Origin of the sequence: Salsipaludibacter albus, assembly GCF_019798055.1 — a bacterium.
Taxonomy (GTDB): Bacteria; Actinomycetota; Nitriliruptoria; order Nitriliruptorales; family Nitriliruptoraceae; genus Salsipaludibacter; species Salsipaludibacter albus.
Genome location: NZ_JAHOPH010000022.1, coordinates 42,985 through 60,483 on the forward strand (window position 1 = coordinate 42,985; position 17,499 = coordinate 60,483).

The following is a 17,499-nucleotide window of genomic DNA, read 5'->3' on the forward strand; positions in this document are numbered from 1 at the left end:
GCACCGGCGCCAGCACCTGCCCGAACGCGACCTCGTCGGCACCGGTCCGGTAGGCGTGCACCTGCAGGCTCGCCACCTCCCAGTCGGCCCCCAGCGAGCGGCCGAGTGCGGAGATGAAGCCCTCGCGGGATTCCTCGGTCTGGCGCATGAACGCACTGCTGAACGCGTCGAAGGCGTCGCGTCGGCGGCCGGCACCCTCGTCGTCGGACTCCATGACCTGCAGCGGCAGGGTGACCCAGCCGATCCCGTCGGGGACGTCGGTCGCGGTCAGGCGCCGGTCAAGCGTCCGGGTCTCGCCCGTGTCGACCCCGCTGAAGGGGCCGAACTGCTGGCGAGTCATCGTCCGCGAGGCCTGGTTGACCAGCATCGCGAACAGGAACGGCTCGTCGTCGGACGTCCCGCGGTCCCAGTCCGACTCCTCGATGCAGCGCAGCCGGACCAGGTGCACCTCGTAGCTGGACGCCGGCCGACCCATCACCACGCTGCGACGGGTCCGCCGGATCGTCCCCTCGACGTCGTAGATCCCCTCGCTGCCACCGTTCAGTCGGACCGTGAACCCGCTGGCGCCGCTGCCGACCGCCGCCAGCTGCGACGGGCTCCACACCTTGCGGGTGGTGGCGACGTGGTCGGCGTGGCCGCCGATGATCGACAGGAAGAAGTCCTCGACCAGCTCGACCGCGCCGACCAGCGCCGCGACGAACGCCTGGCCCAACGCGACGAACACCTCGCCGACCCCGGCCGAGTCGTTGCGCAGCCGCAGCTCGGACGGGCAGTCCGGGAACGGGCCGAGGTGGAACACCTGGTCGTCGCCGGCCTCGAAGTCGTTGTAGGCGATCAGCGGGTTGCGGCCCGCCATCGTGTCCAGCAGCACCTCGCCGTACGGCGTGCGGGCGAAGATGTCGGCGTCGGTGCCGGCCCCGAACGTGTTCGCGGTGACGATCCGCAGTCGCAGGAACCACTCGGCCGCCGGGGTGGTCGGCGCCGGGGGATAGGTGCCGGTGCCGACGAAGTGCAGGCCCTGGCGGTGGAAGTCCTCGTACTGGTCGTGCCACACCGACTCGGCCGCGGCCGGGTTCATGCGCACCTTCCTCCAGAACTCCCCGTGCCCGGCGCGGTCCAGCGTCGCGCCGATCGTGGCCAGCATGGTGGTGCACTCGCGCACGGCCAGGTCGTAGGCGGCCTCGAACAGGACCGGGCCGTCGTCGGCGGAGAACCCGCGCACCTGGGCGCCGATCCGGGCCAGCCAGGTGCTGTCGAGGTTGATGCCCGGCGGGTCGAGGTGGACGAAGCCGCCCGGGATCGGCACGCCCAGGACCTCGAACGACCCGATCGGGCGCGAGTCCTTGCAGGCCTTCCACGTCTGGCACAGCGCGGTGTTGGAGAACGGCGACACGGCGTGGCAGACGACGTCCATCGTCCCGCCGATCGGGGTCAGCAGGGTGCAGGCCGGCGAGTACTTGCCGTGGTGGGCGATGCCGGTGTGCTCGTCGTGTTCGTAGGTGCCGGTGAACAGGGCAAGTCGGGCCTGTTCGTGCGGGGAGTGGTCCGACCAGGTCAGGCGGCGCCGGGCCGGGTCGTCGACCCAGTTGGAATGGGAGTAGAAGTCGGCGGTGGCGTGCAGGGTCACGCCGACGACGTGGCGGGCGGCGGCGACCTGCTCGGCCTCGGTCGGGAAGGTGGTGGCGTGCAGCACGCCGGTGATCGCACCGGACAGGTAGCGGCGCCACATCGTGGTGACCTGGGCCACCGACGACAGGTCGTCGAAGTGGACGTTGGTCAGCGGCGGCGCCAGCGACAGCGCGGTCTTGACGCGCGACAGGCCGCCCTGGACCCACCACAGGGGGTTGTAGAGGTAGGAATCGACGAAGTCGGCGTGCCACGACAGCTCGGAGGCCGCGCCGGCCGACCAGCCGGCGTCCAGCGCGGCCCGGTTGGCGATGCCGCGGTGGTGCCAGTTGTCGAAGTCGTCGGCCGAGGCCAGTGGGTCCTCGCCGCCGAAGCGCAGCTGGGTGGTGGCCAGCATCGCGCCGAGGCCGATCGTCGACACGACCGGTCCGAGCAGTCGCGCGGTCGCCTCGACCGTCGCTCGTCGTGCGATGCCTCCCGGCGTCCGTGGCGTCCGGGGACCGTGTTCCCGCCGCGCTGCAAGCCGTCGCCCCATGACCGACTCCCTGCTCGTCCGGGCCGTGCGGTGTCCGGGGTGGGTCGCACCCGGTCGAGCAGGAGCGGAACTCTACGATCGTGCAGTCTCGTTGTCCACCATCGCGCGATGGTGGTGCCGGCTCGATGGCGCAGGTGGTCCATTCGGACCATTTCTCGTGGTTGTCCACATGCTGATGACGTGGATGGTCGAGGGCGATCGAACACACGTACGGTCGTGGTCATGGAGTCGAACCCCGCCCCGCGACGTGGACCTGGCCGTCGACCGGACCCCCTTGACGGGTCCGCTTCGGACGTGCGGCGCGGTCGGGTGGAGGCCGGCGACGAACGCACCGAGCCCGTTCGACCGGGCCAGGCGCCTGCCCCGGCGGAGGCAGCCGTCACGGACTGGTCCCACGACCACGACACGGCGGCGCTGGGGACCCTGGTCGAGGCCCTCGGGGGCGCGGACCGGTTGATGGCCCGAGCGGTCGACGCCATGATCCGCATCGTCGAGGACAACGTCACCGAGTCCGTCCTCGGCGTCGCGCCGGAGATCCTGTTGTCCCAGACCTGCCGGGCCGTCGGCTTCGAGCGGCGCACGCTGCTGCGGGTCGCCTCGCACCTGGTCCACATGCCGGCGACCCGGCGGGCCTTCCGCGCAGGTGACCTGTCGTGGTCGCAGATCCGCGCGGTCGTCACCGCCGTTGGCCGGGTCAACCGCGCCGGCCGGGACCGGGTGGACGACCTGGTCGCCGAGCTCGCGCCGGGCTACGCCGAGTTCGAGGCCGACCACCTCATCTGGGAGGTCGACATCCTCGTGGACGAGCTGGTGGCCGTGCGCGACGCCGAACGGGAACGTGACCCGGTGGCCGACAACCGGCTCGTACTGACACCGCGGCTGGACGGGTCCGGGACGGCCTACGGCGAGTACGACTCCGAACACTTCCCGCTGCTGGCCCAGTCGGTGGACAACCAGGCGGCCGACCGGTATCCGTTCCGGGACGCGCCCGACCTGCCCGACCCGGCCGACACGTGCGACGCCGAGGTGACCGCGGCGCACCGCCACGCGGCCGCGATCGCGGGTCGCAACGCCGGCCGCCGGGCCTGCGCCCTGTTCGAGCTCGTGACCGGGCGGGACGCCGTGACGTTCGATCCCCTCGAGGACGCGAGGCCGCGCGGGTCCGGCCGCCCGTCGGTCCGACTGACCTGCCACGTCGACACCCTGCTGGACGGGTCGAGTCCCGCCTGGCTGCTGTCCCCGCTGGCCGGTCGCATGCGGGTCACCTCGGACGTCGCCCGCCGGTGGCTCGATGCCGCCGGTGCCGACGCCCGCCTGGTCGCGGTCGACGATGTCGGGGAGGTGGTCGGGGTCGGTCGCCGACAGCGGTTCGCCCGGGGCTGGCTGCGCGAGGCCGTCCTCGCCCGCGACCTGCACGACACCGCGCCGTGCTCGACCACGCCGGCCATGGTCGCCGACGTCGACCACGTGCAGGACTGGGACGACGACGGAACGACCGACGTGACGAACCTCGCCATGATGTCGCGACGGTTCAACGCCGCGAAGCAGCGCGGCGAATGGACCCTCACCCGCCACGCGGACGGGACCCGCACCTGGACCGCGACCCGGTCCGGCTACACCGTTCGCCAGGCAAGGCCAGCCCACCTCCCGCGCAGCGACCCCGAGCCTCCCGCGGCGGGGTGATCCGAGAACACAATCTGCCTGAGACAAGGTCTTCTGCATGCGAACCACGCTTGACCTCGACGACACCCTGATGCGACGTGCCAAGGCTGCCGCCGCCGAGCAGGGGATCACGCTCACGGCGCTGATGAATCGTGCCCTCCGCGATGCGCTGGACGAGTTGTCCGGCGAGGCCTCGTTCCGGCTGGACATCCCCATCGTTGAGGGTTCTGGTCTGCCGAGGGTGGACATCACCGATCGCGATGCGCTGTTCGACGCGACCTGATCGCGTTCGTCACCAACGTGTTGGTGTGTGCCCACAGGTCACGGTGGTCCGCACGTCGGGCTTGTCCCCGTCGTCCATGGCGGGTTCCGGCATGCCCCACGGAGGCCTTTCGGTCGGGCCCCGGCATGTCTAGGTTGGAACCACCGACCGTTCCCCCCGCCAAGGATCCCCCCCATGGCCTTCCGGTCCACCTCTGGCTCCCCGTTGTCCGTCGGCCTGGCACTCCTGGTCGCACTCGTGCTGGTGCCCCTTGCGGCACCGCCCCCGGCTGTCGGGGACCACACGGCGTCCCCCGAGCGGGTCACCGTGATGGGGTCGTTGATGGAGGTGCTGGGCTGTGACACCCCGTGGGACGAGGCCTGTGCGGCCACCGACATGGTCGAGGTGGACGACGGCCTGTGGGAACTGGTCGCCGAGGTCCCGTCCGGCACGTGGGAGTACAAGGTGCGCCTGGACGGCTCCTGGGACGAGAACTACGGGCTGAACGGTGGCGAGAGCAACATCCCCCTGGTGCTGCTGGCCGACGCGGATTTGCGCTTCACCTACGACCACGCCACCCACCGGGTCGCGGTCGAGCCAGCCGCCGACCCCGAGCCGGCTGGCCCGGCCGACCGGGCGCTGGCCACCGACAGCGTGCGCGACGACCTCACCCGCGAACGCTTCTACTTCGTGATGGCCGACCGGTTCGCCAACGGCGATCCGTCCAACGACACGGGTGGGTTCACCGTGCCCGACGGCACCCCGGCCGACGAGGCCAAGTACGTCCACGGCTTCGACCCGACCGACACGGCCTACTTCCACGGCGGGGACATCCAGGGCCTGGTCGACCACCTCGACTACATCGAGGGCCTGGGCACCACCGCGATCTGGCTCACGCCATCGTTCAAGAACAAGCCCGTCCAGGGGGTCGGCGACACCCGCAGCGCGGGCTACCACGGCTACTGGATCACCGACTACACCGTCATCGACCCGCACCTTGGCACCAACGACGACATGCGTGCGCTGGTCGACGCCGCCCACGACCGCGGGATCAAGGTCTTCTTCGACATCATCACCAACCACAGCGCCGACGTCATCACCTACGACGAGTCCGAGTACGACGCCGACGGCAACCTGCCCTACGTCTCGACCGACGACCAGCCCTACCTGACCGCCGACGGCACGCCCTTCGACGACCGCGAGTACGCGGGCACGGGCGACTTCCCCGAGGTCGACCTCGACTCGTTCCCCTACACCCCGATCGTGCCCGCCGACGAGGCCGACCTGAAGGTCCCGAACTGGCTCAACGACCCGGTCTACTACCACAACCGGGGTGTGTCGACGTTCTCGGGCGAGTCCGACACCTACGGCGACTTCCCGTCGGGCCCGTTCTCGTCGCTGGACGACCTGTGGACCGAGCACCCCGACGTGGTGGACGGGATGATCGACATCTACAACGCCTGGGTCGGTGACGTCGGCATCGACGGGTTCCGCATCGACACCGTCAAGCACGTCAACATCGAGTTCTGGCAGGAGTTCTCCCCGGCGGTCCTCGACCATGCCGACTCGATCGGCAACGACGACTTCTTCATGTTCGGCGAGGTGTACGACACCAACCCGGCGTACGTGTCGCGCTACACCACCGAGGGCAGGCTCCAGGCAGCCGCCGACTTCGGCTTCCAGGCGTCGGCCACCAGCTTCGCACGGGGCGCCGACACCACCGACCTGCGCGACTTCTTCGCCAGTGACGACTGGTTCATCGACGCCGACTCCAACGCCTACTCGCTGCCGACGTTCCTGGGCAACCACGACATGGGGCGGATCGGTTCGTTCCTGTCCCAGGACGGGGGCGACGAAGCCGAACTGCTGGCCCGGGACCAGCTCGCGCACGCCCTGATGTACCTGTCCCGGGGCCAGCCGGTGGTCTTCTACGGCGACGAGCAGGGCTTCCGGGCCCCGCCGGACGTCCCCGGTGGCATCGGCGACCAGCGGGCGCGCGAGGACATGTTCCCCAGCCAGGTGGACCTGTACAACTCCTACGACCCCCTGGGAACGGACGACACACCGGCCGACGCGAACTTCGATCCGTCCCACCCGATGTACACCACGATCGCCGAGTTGGCCGCCCTGGTCGACGCGCACCCGGCCCTGGCGGACGGTGCCCAGGTGCACCGCTTCGCCACCGACGGTCCCGGGATCTACGCGTTCAGCCGCATCGACGCCAGCACCGACCGCGAGTACCTCGTCGCGGTCAACAACGACACCAGCGCCCACACGGCCACCATCGACACGTTCACCCATCGGGCCAAGCTCGACCGGGTGTGGGCGAGCAGTGGCGCCGACCAGCGCGTGCAGACCGACGACGAGGGCCGGGTGACCGTCACGGTGCCGGCGCTCGGCGCCGTGGTCTACCGCGCCAACCGCCCGCTCAGCAACGACAAGACCATCCCGAGGCCGGTCTTCACGACGGTCGACGAAGGCGGCGTCGTCGGCGGGCGGGCCGAGGTCGGCGTGACCGTTCCCGGCGACGCGTTCACGCAGGTCACCTTTGCCTGGCGCGCCGTCGGCGAGGACGACTGGACCGTGCTCGGCACCGACGACAACCGACCGTTCCGGGTCTTCCACGACGTGTCGGACCTGGACGACGGCGCCATGGTCGAGTATCGCGCGATCGCGGTCGACGCCACCGGTGACCTCGGGGTGGCGGAGACCTGGGCCGTGGTCGGCGAGCCCGCGACCGACCCGGGCGGGGACGGCGGACCGGTCGTCCAGCCCGACCGGGTCACGACCCCCGGCAACTTCCAGGACCAGGTGGGCTGCGCCCTCGAGTGGGACCCGCCCTGCACCGACATCGACCTGGCGCTGGACGACGTCGACCTGGTGTGGTCGCGGACGTTCGCGGACGACCAGGCCATCCCGACCGGCCAGTACGCCTACAAGGTCGCCATCGACGGCAGCTGGGACGAGAACTACGGCGCCGGCGCCGTCCGCGACGGACCCAACATCGAACTGCAGGCGGACGGTGGTCCGATCACGTTCTGGTACAGCCACGCCACGAACTGGGTCACGAACTCGGTGGACACCCCACACCTCTACGGCGCCGCCGGCAGCTTCCAGGACGAGCTCGGCTGTCCCGGCGACTGGCAGCCCGACTGCCTGCGGGCATGGCTGCAGGACCCGGACGGCGACGACGTCTGGACCTTCCGGACCAGCCAGCTGCCCGCCGGCAGCTACGAGTCCAAGGTCGTCCAGGACGAGGCCTGGGCCAACGGCAACTGGGGGACCGGTGGCGTCCCCGACGGCGGGAACCTGTCGTGGACGGTCGCCGAGGGCGAGGGTGTCGAGTTCCGCTTCACCCCACCCCCGGACTCGGCGCCGACCGGCACCGCACCGCTGGTCGAGGTCGTGACCTACACCGTCGCGGACCCCGGCAGCGTCGGGCCCGGCGCACCCGACCTGTCCGTGGACGCCGCGCACCTGCTGACCCGGGACACGATCGCCTGGGACCTGCCGCCGGACCGCACCGGCTGGACGTACCGGCTCCACCACGGGCCGACCGGATCGCTGGCCATCGACGCGGAGGCGATCACGGGTGGTGACTCGATCCCGCTGTCCGCCGGCAGTGACGACCTGCCCGACGACCTCGCCGCGCAGTACCCGGACCTTGCGTCGTACGCGACCCTGCTGCTGGACCGCAAGGACGCCCGTGACCTCGCGGACCTGCTCGGTGGCGATCTCGCCGTGGCTGCCTACGACGAACTCGGCCGCCTGCAGTTCGCCAACGGCGTCGTGGTCGATGGTGACGTGGACGATGGCCCGCCGCGTCGGCGAGGGCGTCGCTGACGAACGGCTGGACGCGCGGCCGGTTCCCGCGGGATGACCTGGGGGCCGACCACCAAGGCATCCATGGCGAACCAGGCATCCGAGGGGGAGGTCGCGCGGTCGGCGGCTGACCGTGCGGTCGTCCACGACGCTCGTATCACGCGCACCACGGGATTCGTCTCCGATCCGCGGTGCGCGCAGGTCGCGGCACCGGCAGCAACCGACCCGGAGGCAACGACCATGAACCCCTCAGTCCATCTCGCCCTGCACCACGCTCGCGTGGACGCCGCCGAGCGCGCCGCGGCGCACCGGCCAGCTCGTTCCCGCTTCCCCGCCCGCGAGGTCGTGGCCGCCTGGTTTCGCGAGGCCCTGCGGCGTCCGGCGCAGCGCTCCGAGCAGCCCGACCCGGTACTGGACCTCCGCGCTGCGTGAGCCGCTGCCCCCTGGGCAGCCCCGTCCCGCTCGGGACCTCGGGGCCCGCCATGCGATCTGCGGGAGGCCGGCTTCGTCCACCCGGACCGCGCGCGAGCGACCAGCGAAGCTCGACCGAGGCCACGGCGATGCCCGTCCACCGCCCGGAGCGCCCGAACACCCGTGTAGGGTGAAATGTGGCGAGGTTGGGGTACGGGGCATGACGCTCGAGGCAGCTCGGACGTTGGTGACGCAGGCGGATGCGAATCCGGCCGAGGCCGCCATGGCGGCCCGGGCGGTGCTGGCGGACGTCGTCGACGATGAGCCGCTCGATGGTGCGCAGGCCATCGCGGCGTGGGCGCTGGGTCTTGCGCTGCGACACCTGCGTGAGCTGGACGAGTCACGCGCGTGGCTGCTGCGAGCCGTCGACGGCCTCGAGCCGGGCAGCGACGACCACACCCGTGCGGTCATGACGCTGACCGGCGTGCTCGCCTTCACCGGCGAGTTCGACGAGGCCGACCGACTCCTGGCGGCGCTCGATCCGTCCGAGGAGCTGGCCCCCCGGGTGAACTTCCAGCGCGCCAACATCGCCGGGCGCGTCGGTGACCTCGACCGAGCCGAGCAGGGATACGCCACGGCGCTCGAGCAGTTTCGCGCGAACGGGGACCGCCTGGGCGAGGCGCACACGTGCAACGGGCTCGGCCTGATGGCGGCCACCCGGGGGCGCCCGAGCGAGGCGTTCGACCACTTCGGCCGGGCCCGCGAGATCTACCTCGAACTCGAGCTCGACCTGCTGGCCGTCCTGGCGAGAGGCAACATGGGGTGGGCCGCCACGCGGGCCGGAGACCTGGTGGCAGCCGTCGAATTGCTGGAGACTGCCAAGGTCGAGCTGCGCGAGCACGGCGAGCCCTACATCGAGACCGAGCTCGACCACGCCGAGGCACTGATGCTGCTCGGCCGTCGGACCGAGGCCCTCGAGCGCACCGCGGCAGCGATCCGATCCCTCCAGGCGTCGGGGGCGTCGGCCGACCGCGCCGAACTGCTCGTCGCGCTGGCCATGGCGCTGTTCGCCACCGGCCACCCCGACGTGGCCGAGCGCTCCCTGGAGACCGCCGACCGCCTGTTCGAAGACCAGGGACGCGCCTCGTGGCGGCACGTGGTCACGCTGCGTCGTCTCCAGGCCATGCCCGACCTCGGCACCGACGTCGTCGCCGACGCACTGCGCGTCGGTGACCAGCTTCGCGACGCCGGGCTGGACGCCGAGGCCACGGATGCCGACCTCCTGGCGGTCGGGCGCGGATGGCCGCGCGACGACTCCCGACTCGACCGACCGCTCGAACGCCTGCGCACGCTCGACCGCGACGACCTTCGGCGGGTGTACGCCGACGCGGTGTCCGCCCTGCTCGGCGACGATCCGCAGGAGGCCTGCGCGATCGTGCGGCGCGCCATCGCGCAGGCGACCACGGAGACCGTGGGGGCCACGACGTTGGAGGTGCGCATCGCCCTCGCGCGGCTGCGGGACGGGATCACGCAGGTCGGCGTGCATGCTGCACGACGCGCGGACGATCCCGCCACGATCGTCTGGATCGTGTCGGCGCTGCAGCAGTTGGCGCTGCGGCCGGCCGGGAGCCAGGCGGCGTCCGATGGGTTGCCGCATCCCGTCGTCGACGGGGCACCCTCGCCCCAGTCCGGGGCCGCACCGGACATCACCCTGCTCGACGACGGGACCGAGCTCGTGTGCGTCCGGGTCGACGGGGGATCGATGTCGTTCGTCAGCACACCGGATCGGGCGACCGTTATGGACCTCGTCGACCGCCACGACGCGGTCCTGCGAGAGGCCCTCGGCAGCGAAGGGTCGCCCGTGCAAGGACTGCTCGACGCGACGGCTGCGGCCCTGCGTGCCCACCTGTCGTGGCTCGACGGTGACGGGCCGCTCGCACTGGCCCTCACGGGCGACCTGGCCAGGGCCCCCTGGACCTCTCTGGCCGCACGCCCCGTCCGGATCGTGGCCGAACTGGCACCGGGCGCGGTGCCCGCCCCGGGGACCACGATGGTCGTCGGTCCCGGCCTGCTCACGCAGGACGAAGAAGTGGCCGAGCTGGAGGCAGTGCTCGGCGAGCAACTGCGAATCGCGAGCGGCGACCCCCTCGACGCCATCGCCGCCGCCCGGGGCGCGACCCTGCACTTGAGCTGCCACGGCCACCACCATGTCGACAACCCGATGCTGTCGACCTACGAACTGGCCGACGGGACCGTGTCGGCCCTCGAGATCGAGGCACTGGACGCGGCGCCGGCCCTGGTCGTCGCGGCCGCCTGCCGGGCCGCGGCCGCGCAACCCGCCGGCGTCTCGACGCTCGGGCTGCCCACTGCCTGGCTTGCTGCGGGCACGAGCACCGTCGTGGCGTCGACCTACACGATCCCGGACGACCTGCGCACCGTCGCGGCCGTCGCGCGAATCCATGCGGAGTTGGCCCACGGCGTCTCGCCGGAGGAGGCCGTGTGGCGCGCGCGGGCGGACGGTGACGACGTGGTCGCGCGGGCATTGAGCGTGGTTGGGCGGCTGGCTCCGCACGGTTCGAGGTCTTCCCGAACGGGGACGGGGGCTGACCATGCGCAGTGACGAAGAACTGGTGCGCGGCGCGGGGCGGGGTGATTCGACCGCATGGGACGAGTTGGTCGAGCGCCACGCCCACCTCGTGTTCGCCAACGCGCGGGCGGTGGGCGCCGACGTCGCGCTGGCCCAGGACGTGTCCCAGCTCGTGTGGATGCGACTGCTCAATCGCCTGGACACGATTCGCGATCCCGGAAAGCTCAGGGGATGGCTCGCCATCGTCGCCCGGAACGCGACGCGTGACGAGCTGCGCCGGCGTCGGCCGACCACCCGGGTGGATGACCTGTTCACCCTGGAGGACGACCGGGCCGTCGACCCTGCCGAGGCCGCCGGCCGAGCAGACGATGCCACCGTCGTGCAGCGGGCGCTGACGCAGATCTCGGACCGGTGTCGGGAACTGTTGACGCTGCTGTTCAGTGCGGCGATGAACTACGACGAGGTCTCGGCGGCGATGGACATGCCGATCGGCTCGATCGGCCCGACGCGGCGCCGGTGCCTGGACTCGTTGTCCCGGCACATCCCGGAGGACCTCCATGAGACCTGACCATGTCGACGACGACCAGGCGGGCGGCTCGCTGCCCAGCCGGTCCGACGCTGGCCGAGTGCGCAACCGGACGGGGAGGTAGGTCATGGCAGACCCGACCCACGACGAGCTCGAGGCCCGCCTGCGAGCCCACTTCGCCGAGCACGATCGCGTGCCGCCGCTGGCCGTCGACTCGGCCAAGGCGCTGTACGGCCTGCGCCGGATCGACGAGGAGTTGATCGAGCTGACCGAGGCATCCGTGCCGATGCGGGGTGACGACGGGGACACCGTCGCCCGGTTCGAGCGCGACGACGTGGTCCTGGTCGTGCGACGCAGGGCGAACGACGCGCTGGTCATGGTGTCACCGGCGTCCACCCCGGTCTCGATCGAGACCGCAGAGGGCTCGGTCGCACTCGAGACTGACGACGACGGCGTGGCCACGGTGCCGGCCGTGGGCCCGGTCCGGTTCCGGATCGAGCTCCCCGACGGGACGTCGGGCGTGACCGACGGCATCGACCTTTCACCCTCCGGAGGCGATGCCCACTAGGACTGGTCCACGGGGGATGTATCACCGGCACGACGCTCGCCCGTCTCGTCGGTGACCAGGAGGATCACCCATGGACACACACCCAAGAACCCGAATCGCACGCCGCCTCGCCCTGACCCTCGTCGCCGCCCTGGCGTTCGTTGCCTGCGGCGACGGCGGCGAGTCGGACGATGACGAACCGACGGAGACAGCTGGACCCACGGGGTCGGCGACCTCGACCGAGAAGTCCGCGGACCTGAGGTGGTACCGCAACCCGGCTGACGTCCGAGAGGCTGGGGTCAGGTCCACATCTGGTCGGGTCGCGGAGCCCGACGGAAACTCATGCGAGACCCACCCCACCAACCTAGTTGTGTACACCCCGGAGGGACTGGATGACGCGCTCCTAACCGAAGTAGATGCCATTCTCGAGGAGTATTTGCCTGGGCCGGATCCCGCCCCGGAAGAACTTGTGTCCGATGTCCTCTGGATGTTTTCGGTCGGCGATTCAAACGACCGATCTGAGCCGCTGGAGGTGGCACGGGCACTGAACGATCCTTCCTCGGGGCTCGGCGATGTGTTGCGCGCCTCGCCTGACTACCGGATGTTCCCCATGCCGGCGTGGATCTACTTCCCGGGGAACCTGCCCGGCCCGGCCGACGATCCGGACGAAGCGCTTGTCGCAATGGAGACCCACACGCAGGATTCCGGGCAAGGACGAGCCCCGAGAATCCACGTGATCGACACTGGCCTTGTGCATGGCCTCGATCTGCACAAGCACATTGACGGTGAGCCCGACAACCGTGGTTTGGGCGATCAAGCGGCGGTTGCTGGCCACGGCACGTTCATCGCCGGCGTCGTGCGGCAGCACTCTGACGCGCCGATCACACATTGGGCTGTGCCAGACCCTGACGTGGTGCCTGACCCCTACGCAGTGCCCACGCCGGAAGGTCGACCTGAGCAAGGTGGGTTCTACGAGAGTGACGTGTTCGATGCGGCCCTCCGGCTTCGCGACAAGGACGACCCGCGAACGATCACCAACCTCTCCCTGGGGACCGTCGTTTGCGACCACGGCTCGCTGCATCCCGAGGAAGACGGTGGACGGGCACCGGATGTGGAGTACCCGCTGTTGTCATTGCAAACGATTGACCACTTGACGATGAACGACAGCGTTGTTCTTGCGGCGGCTGGCAACACGGCCGGCTTGAAAGCTCTCAACAGCCAAGAGCCTCCAGTGGTGTATCCGGCAGCCTTCACCGCGCAGGTTGCACGTCAGTCATGCGGGTCCGAACAGGCCTCTGACGGCGCCTGCGAGGTCATCGACAAGCTTCGCGAAACGGTGGCGCGCAGGCTCATGGCGGTCGGGGCCACAGACCAGGCAGGTGACGCTCAGCAACCCTACGCAGCAACGGGAGACTACGTAACCGTGCGGGATCTCCCAGGGTGTCATACGTCAACGTTCCTCCCCGGGTCGCTGGAGTACACGGCGGTGGAGTCCAAGAAGAATGTCTACCCCCGCGTTCAGCTCACGTTCGAGGACGCAACACCGAACGAAGAAGACAGCGGCTCGTACAGCATGGCGGACTGGTGTGGCACGAGCTTCGCCACAGGCGTTGCATCGGCCTTGTTCGCCGAGCAGTTGCAGGAGCTTGGTGAGAACGAGACGGCTTCCGCCGAGGTGTTCTCGACGCTCGGATGGCCGCAGGGCCCGTGAACTAGCTCTGCAGTGACCAGGGCGGGTTGGGGCCGTTGGCTCCGGCCCGCCGCTCGCTGTCTCCCAAGGTCAGCCAACATCGAACAACTCCTGCTGTATCAACTCCAGGTCGCTGCACGTCTCCCCGCTGACCGGGCCGATCCGCGTGCCCACCCAGCAGGGGGACACGACCATGCAGAGCGAACGCACACGCGGCCGCCACGGGTCGACGGCGGGCCGAACCCTCCCGGCACCAGGCGAGGGGGACACGCCGCGCGAGTCCACCCGCCGAGCGCGGCTCAGGATCGTCGTGCGACCGAAGCTGGTTGCCGACGGTGACGGCCTGCGCCTGGAACTGACCGTGTCCAACGTCGGACCGGTCCGGTTCTCCGGCACGCTCACGGCGCGCGTACGCGGCCGCACCATTCGACTCGGTGAGCCTGACCTCTCCGTCGCGGCCGGCTCGGACGACGTGTCCGTCTCCTACGACGTGCTCGATCCGAAGGGACTGCGCCCGGGGCAGCGCGTCAGCGTCAGGGTCGTCGACGCGCACGGCGTGGCTGTGGCTGCTTCCTCCTCGGGGATCACCCTCGGAACCGGGGTCGCCGCGGTCGCGCTGGTGGGCGTCACCGGGCTCGGGATCGGCGGGGTCGTCGACGCCCTCGGCAATCCCGGAGGCGCAGCCGGGGGCGCGACCGAGGCCGCGACGTCGCCGGCCACCGACGATCTCACCGAGGAGCCGGTCCTGCCAGCCATGGTCGAGGCCCTCCTGCCGACCGAGGTCACGCTCGACCCCGTGGACGACACGTCCGGGCAGGCACCGGTCGTCCTGACCACGGGAACCGTGGTCAGCGCCGGGATCAGCGAAGGCGTTGAGTACATGGCGATGGCAGGAACCCTGAGCATCGACGGGGTGGACCATGCCATGGACGTCGTCCACCTGCCACGCAGCATGCCCGCCGACGGGATCGCCGACCTCCTCGGGGACGGCCCGATGGGAGACTCGGTCGCCATCGACGACGTCGACCTCCCGGCGGACCAGCGGGTGGACCTGGCCTGCTTCGACACCAACGACCAGTCACTCATCGGTCACTACTGGCCGGCGGGATCTGGAAAGCTGACGTTCGGTGTCGAACTCATCGACCAGGGCGGCAGCCTGGCGTGGTCGCTGGGGGCGACGTGGACGGGTCCGGTGTCCCTGGCCTACCTCGACGGCGTCGACGCCCGGGCATACGAGCAGTCCGACGATCGATGCGATCCGTCTGACACTGCCTCCGCGTACTGGATCACCACCGTCCCCGCCACCTGACCCGTCCGACCGGACCTTCGCGACATTGCCACCGTTGTCACACCCATGTGGAACCATCGAGAGTGCATGGAACGACGTGGCGGGAGGACGAGCCGGTGGCAGTGGACGAGGCGAGCGAGTTGGACACGGAGAAAGTGACGGGCGAGGAGCGGTGGATGGTGCCGCCGCCACCGCCCGAACGCGGTGGCTGGGAGGCGCTGGTGGCCCATGGCACGCCATCGAGCCGCACCCCGACTTTGCCGGGCTGGACGACGCCGGGCTCGAGGACGAGGTGCGCCGCTCGGCCGGCGCGGCGGCTGCGGCGTCGGCGCGGCTGCTGGTGGTGCTGGGCGAGTTCATCGTCCGCGGTGCGTGGGCGTGGCAGGGCTTCCGCACACCGGGCCAGTGGCTGTCGTGGGCGCTGGGGATGGCGCCCTCGACCTCGCGCGAGCAGGTCCGGGTCGCGCTGGCGCTGCGGACCTTCACGGCAACCTGCGAGCGGTTCGTCCGCGGCGAGCTGTCCTACTCGAAGGTCCGGGCCATCACGCGGTGTGGTGAGCCGAAGCTGGAGCGGCTCCTCCTGGTCTACGCCGACAATGCTCCGGCCTCCCAGCTCGAGCGGATCGTGCAGACGTTCCGTCACCTCGACGACCGGCGCGATCCGTACGACGAGCGGGGTGTGCGCGTGCGTCACCGCGGGGATTCGGTCCGACTGACGATCGACGTGCCGGTCGAGGCGGGCCTGCGCGCCGTCACGCTCCTGGACCGGCTGGTCGAGGTCATGGACGCCCAGGCCCAGCCCGCCAACGACGAGTTGCCCGGCGAACGGCCCTCGGACCGTCCGCCGTCCGGTCCGATCGCCCAGCGCCGTGCGGACGCGTTCGTGCACGCCCTCGACCTGGCGATCGGCCACGTCGACCAGGACCTGACCGGTGCTGCCCGCACGACTCTGGTCCTGCAGGGCGACGTCGACAGCACGGTGGACGCGCTCGCCCACACCGACCAGGCCACGAACGCTTCCGCGGAAGCGGACGACGTCGAGCCGACCGGTGACACGGTGCAGCGGCGACGACCGGCCTCCGTGGTGGTCCAGGGTCGGCACGGGGGCCTGCGGCGTCTGTCCCGGCACGTCCTGCGACGCCTGGCGTGCGACGCCGCGATCCGGCGGGTGGCCACCAGGGACGGCCTTCCGGTCGACGTGGGGCACACGACCCGGGTGATCCCGTTCCGCCTGCGCGAGGCACTTCGGGCGCGCGACGGGACCTGTCGCTTCCCGGGCTGTGCGGCCACGCGACATCTCCACGCCCACCACGTCGTCCACTGGGCCGACGGCGGCCCGACCGACCTGTCCAACCTGCTGCTGTTGTGTGGCGCCCACCACCGGGTCGTCCATGCCAAGGCCTGGGAGGTGCGACTCCACGACGACGGCCGCGCCAGCTTCCGGGCACCCGACGCGGCCCATCCGATGCCGTCGCACCTGGCCCTGGTCGGGGGTGACCCAGGCGCTTCCGCGGAAGCGGCCAGCCGGGCCGATCCCCGCAGCCTGCAGCCGCCCGGCTGGGACGGTGAACGGCTCCACCTCGACGACGCGCTGGCCATCATGGAGCAGGAACTCGGTCGAGTGATCGGGTTCCACCTGGTGGCGTGAGGTCCCCTGCCCGGTGCGACGGCGTTGGTCCGTCCGATGTGGCGGCCTGACGTGGGGCTGGTCGGACAACCCCGGCACGGCCTCTTGCGGGCTTCTTGCGGCCCGGGGCCAGCATGGGTCCCGCACTCGCCCCTCGGCCCCAGCGGGTCGACGAGGGCGTCCACGTCAACACGGGGGAGACCCAATGCACGCACCTGCTGTCCTGTCCATGCGACGACTGCTCGTCGTCGCCACCGCACTTGCACTGGCGCTGGTCGCCACGCCGGCCCTGGCCGGCCCGCCCGACGTCCAGGTGTTCGAGGAGGAGTTCACCGAGGTCGACCCGAACTTCTGCGGTTCGGGAATCGCGGTCCAGATCGACGGCGAACTCCGATCACGCCAGGCCTTCACCTACACCGGGCGTGACGGCGTCCCCAGCTTCCAGGAGAACTTCCGGGCGTCGGAGACCTTCACCAACCTCGACACCGGGGCCAGCGTCACCCGTGACCAGCACGTCCTGCTCCACGACCTCGACGTCGTCGTGGACGACGACGGGCTCGCGACCATCACGTCCCTGGGCACGGGCGGGGAGCGGTGGACCGGTCCGGACGGCAAGTTGGTCTACAACGACCCGGGCCAGGTCCGCTTCCAGTTCGTGGTCGACACCAACGGCACCCTGGACTTCCCGTTCGACGACATCTTCGTCGCCGACCTGGGCGTGGTGTTCGGCAGCACGGGTCGCAACGACCTCCAGGGGATCGACTTCTGCGACGCGATGTTGGACGTGATCGGCTGAGTCCGCCCACCGCATCGATGTCCTTCGCGTGGGCCACGCCGGCCCCGCGGAGGACGTCGTCCGACGCCCGGCGGCTCCTGCGAGGCAATTAGGGTGGGGGCAGGCCGGGCGGGCCACGGG

At 70.8% G+C, this 17,499-nt stretch carries 12 protein-coding genes; 11 read left to right on the forward strand and 1 reads right to left on the reverse strand.

Features of this window, described 5'->3' with window-relative positions:
- A partial coding sequence (locus KR546_RS13330; RefSeq protein ID WP_238445212.1) for a hypothetical protein occupies positions 1-2,047 on the reverse strand: 2,047 nt, incomplete at its 3' end.
- A 423-nt stretch (positions 2,048-2,470) separates the two neighbouring features.
- Here KR546_RS13330 and KR546_RS13335 point away from each other — a divergent pair.
- The 11 genes from KR546_RS13335 to KR546_RS13385 all read left to right on the forward strand — a co-directional run bounded on the left by KR546_RS13335 (position 2,471) and on the right by KR546_RS13385 (position 17,379).
- On the forward strand, positions 2,471-3,844 hold the full coding sequence (locus KR546_RS13335) for an HNH endonuclease (RefSeq protein WP_238445213.1): 1,374 nt from the start codon (positions 2,471-2,473) through the stop codon (positions 3,842-3,844).
- 37 nt (positions 3,845-3,881) lie between these two features.
- The gene (locus KR546_RS13340; protein ID WP_238445214.1) at positions 3,882-4,106 is read left to right on the forward strand and encodes a hypothetical protein; all 225 of its coding nucleotides are present in this window, start codon (positions 3,882-3,884) and stop codon (positions 4,104-4,106) included.
- Positions 4,107-4,280: 174 nt separating this feature from the next.
- A complete protein-coding gene (locus KR546_RS13345; RefSeq protein ID WP_238445215.1) occupies positions 4,281-7,928 on the forward strand; it encodes an alpha-amylase family glycosyl hydrolase in 3,648 nt (1,215 codons plus the stop codon).
- A 219-nt stretch (positions 7,929-8,147) separates the two neighbouring features.
- Positions 8,148-8,339 carry a hypothetical protein gene (locus KR546_RS13350; RefSeq protein WP_238445216.1) on the forward strand — a complete coding sequence of 64 codons (192 nt, stop codon included), beginning with the start codon at positions 8,148-8,150 and terminating at the stop codon, positions 8,337-8,339.
- Between the two features lie 199 nt (positions 8,340-8,538).
- Entirely contained in the window at positions 8,539-10,938 is a 2,400-nt protein-coding gene (locus KR546_RS13355) for a tetratricopeptide repeat protein (RefSeq protein ID WP_238445217.1), read from the forward strand.
- Positions 10,928-11,473, forward strand: coding sequence for an RNA polymerase sigma factor (locus KR546_RS13360; RefSeq protein ID WP_238445218.1), 546 nt, complete (start codon positions 10,928-10,930; stop codon positions 11,471-11,473). The genes KR546_RS13355 and KR546_RS13360 overlap by 11 nt, the downstream gene beginning before the upstream one ends.
- Before the next feature lie 85 nt (positions 11,474-11,558).
- Positions 11,559-11,999 carry a hypothetical protein gene (locus tag KR546_RS13365; RefSeq protein WP_238445219.1) on the forward strand — a complete coding sequence of 147 codons (441 nt, stop codon included), beginning with the start codon at positions 11,559-11,561 and terminating at the stop codon, positions 11,997-11,999.
- 70 nt (positions 12,000-12,069) lie between these two features.
- Entirely contained in the window at positions 12,070-13,689 is a 1,620-nt protein-coding gene (locus KR546_RS13370; protein WP_238445220.1) for a S8/S53 family peptidase, read from the forward strand.
- A gap of 289 nt (positions 13,690-13,978) precedes the next feature.
- Positions 13,979-14,977 (forward strand): hypothetical protein, encoded by a 999-nt coding sequence (locus KR546_RS13375; protein ID WP_238445221.1) that lies wholly within the window; start codon positions 13,979-13,981, stop codon positions 14,975-14,977.
- A 151-nt stretch (positions 14,978-15,128) separates the two neighbouring features.
- Positions 15,129-16,604, forward strand: coding sequence for an HNH endonuclease signature motif containing protein (locus KR546_RS13380; RefSeq protein WP_238445222.1), 1,476 nt, complete (start codon positions 15,129-15,131; stop codon positions 16,602-16,604).
- Positions 16,605-16,788: 184 nt separating this feature from the next.
- Positions 16,789-17,379, forward strand: a complete 591-nt coding sequence (locus KR546_RS13385; protein WP_238445223.1) for a hypothetical protein — start codon at positions 16,789-16,791, stop codon at positions 17,377-17,379.
- Positions 17,380-17,499: the final 120 nt, after the last annotated feature.

Bases quoted from the DNA above. Each gene is read 5' to 3' on its own strand.
- KR546_RS13340 (WP_238445214.1), top strand. From the start codon at position 3,882: ATGCGAACCACGCTTGACCTCGACGACACCCTGATGCGACGTGCCAAG.
- KR546_RS13345 (WP_238445215.1), top strand. From the start codon at position 4,281: ATGGCCTTCCGGTCCACCTCTGGCTCCCCGTTGTCCGTCGGCCTGGCA.
- KR546_RS13350 (WP_238445216.1), top strand. From the start codon at position 8,148: ATGAACCCCTCAGTCCATCTCGCCCTGCACCACGCTCGCGTGGACGCC.
- KR546_RS13355 (WP_238445217.1), top strand. From the start codon at position 8,539: ATGACGCTCGAGGCAGCTCGGACGTTGGTGACGCAGGCGGATGCGAAT.
- KR546_RS13360 (WP_238445218.1), top strand. From the start codon at position 10,928: ATGCGCAGTGACGAAGAACTGGTGCGCGGCGCGGGGCGGGGTGATTCG.
- KR546_RS13365 (WP_238445219.1), top strand. From the start codon at position 11,559: ATGGCAGACCCGACCCACGACGAGCTCGAGGCCCGCCTGCGAGCCCAC.
- KR546_RS13370 (WP_238445220.1), top strand. From the start codon at position 12,070: ATGGACACACACCCAAGAACCCGAATCGCACGCCGCCTCGCCCTGACC.
- KR546_RS13385 (WP_238445223.1), top strand. From the start codon at position 16,789: ATGCACGCACCTGCTGTCCTGTCCATGCGACGACTGCTCGTCGTCGCC.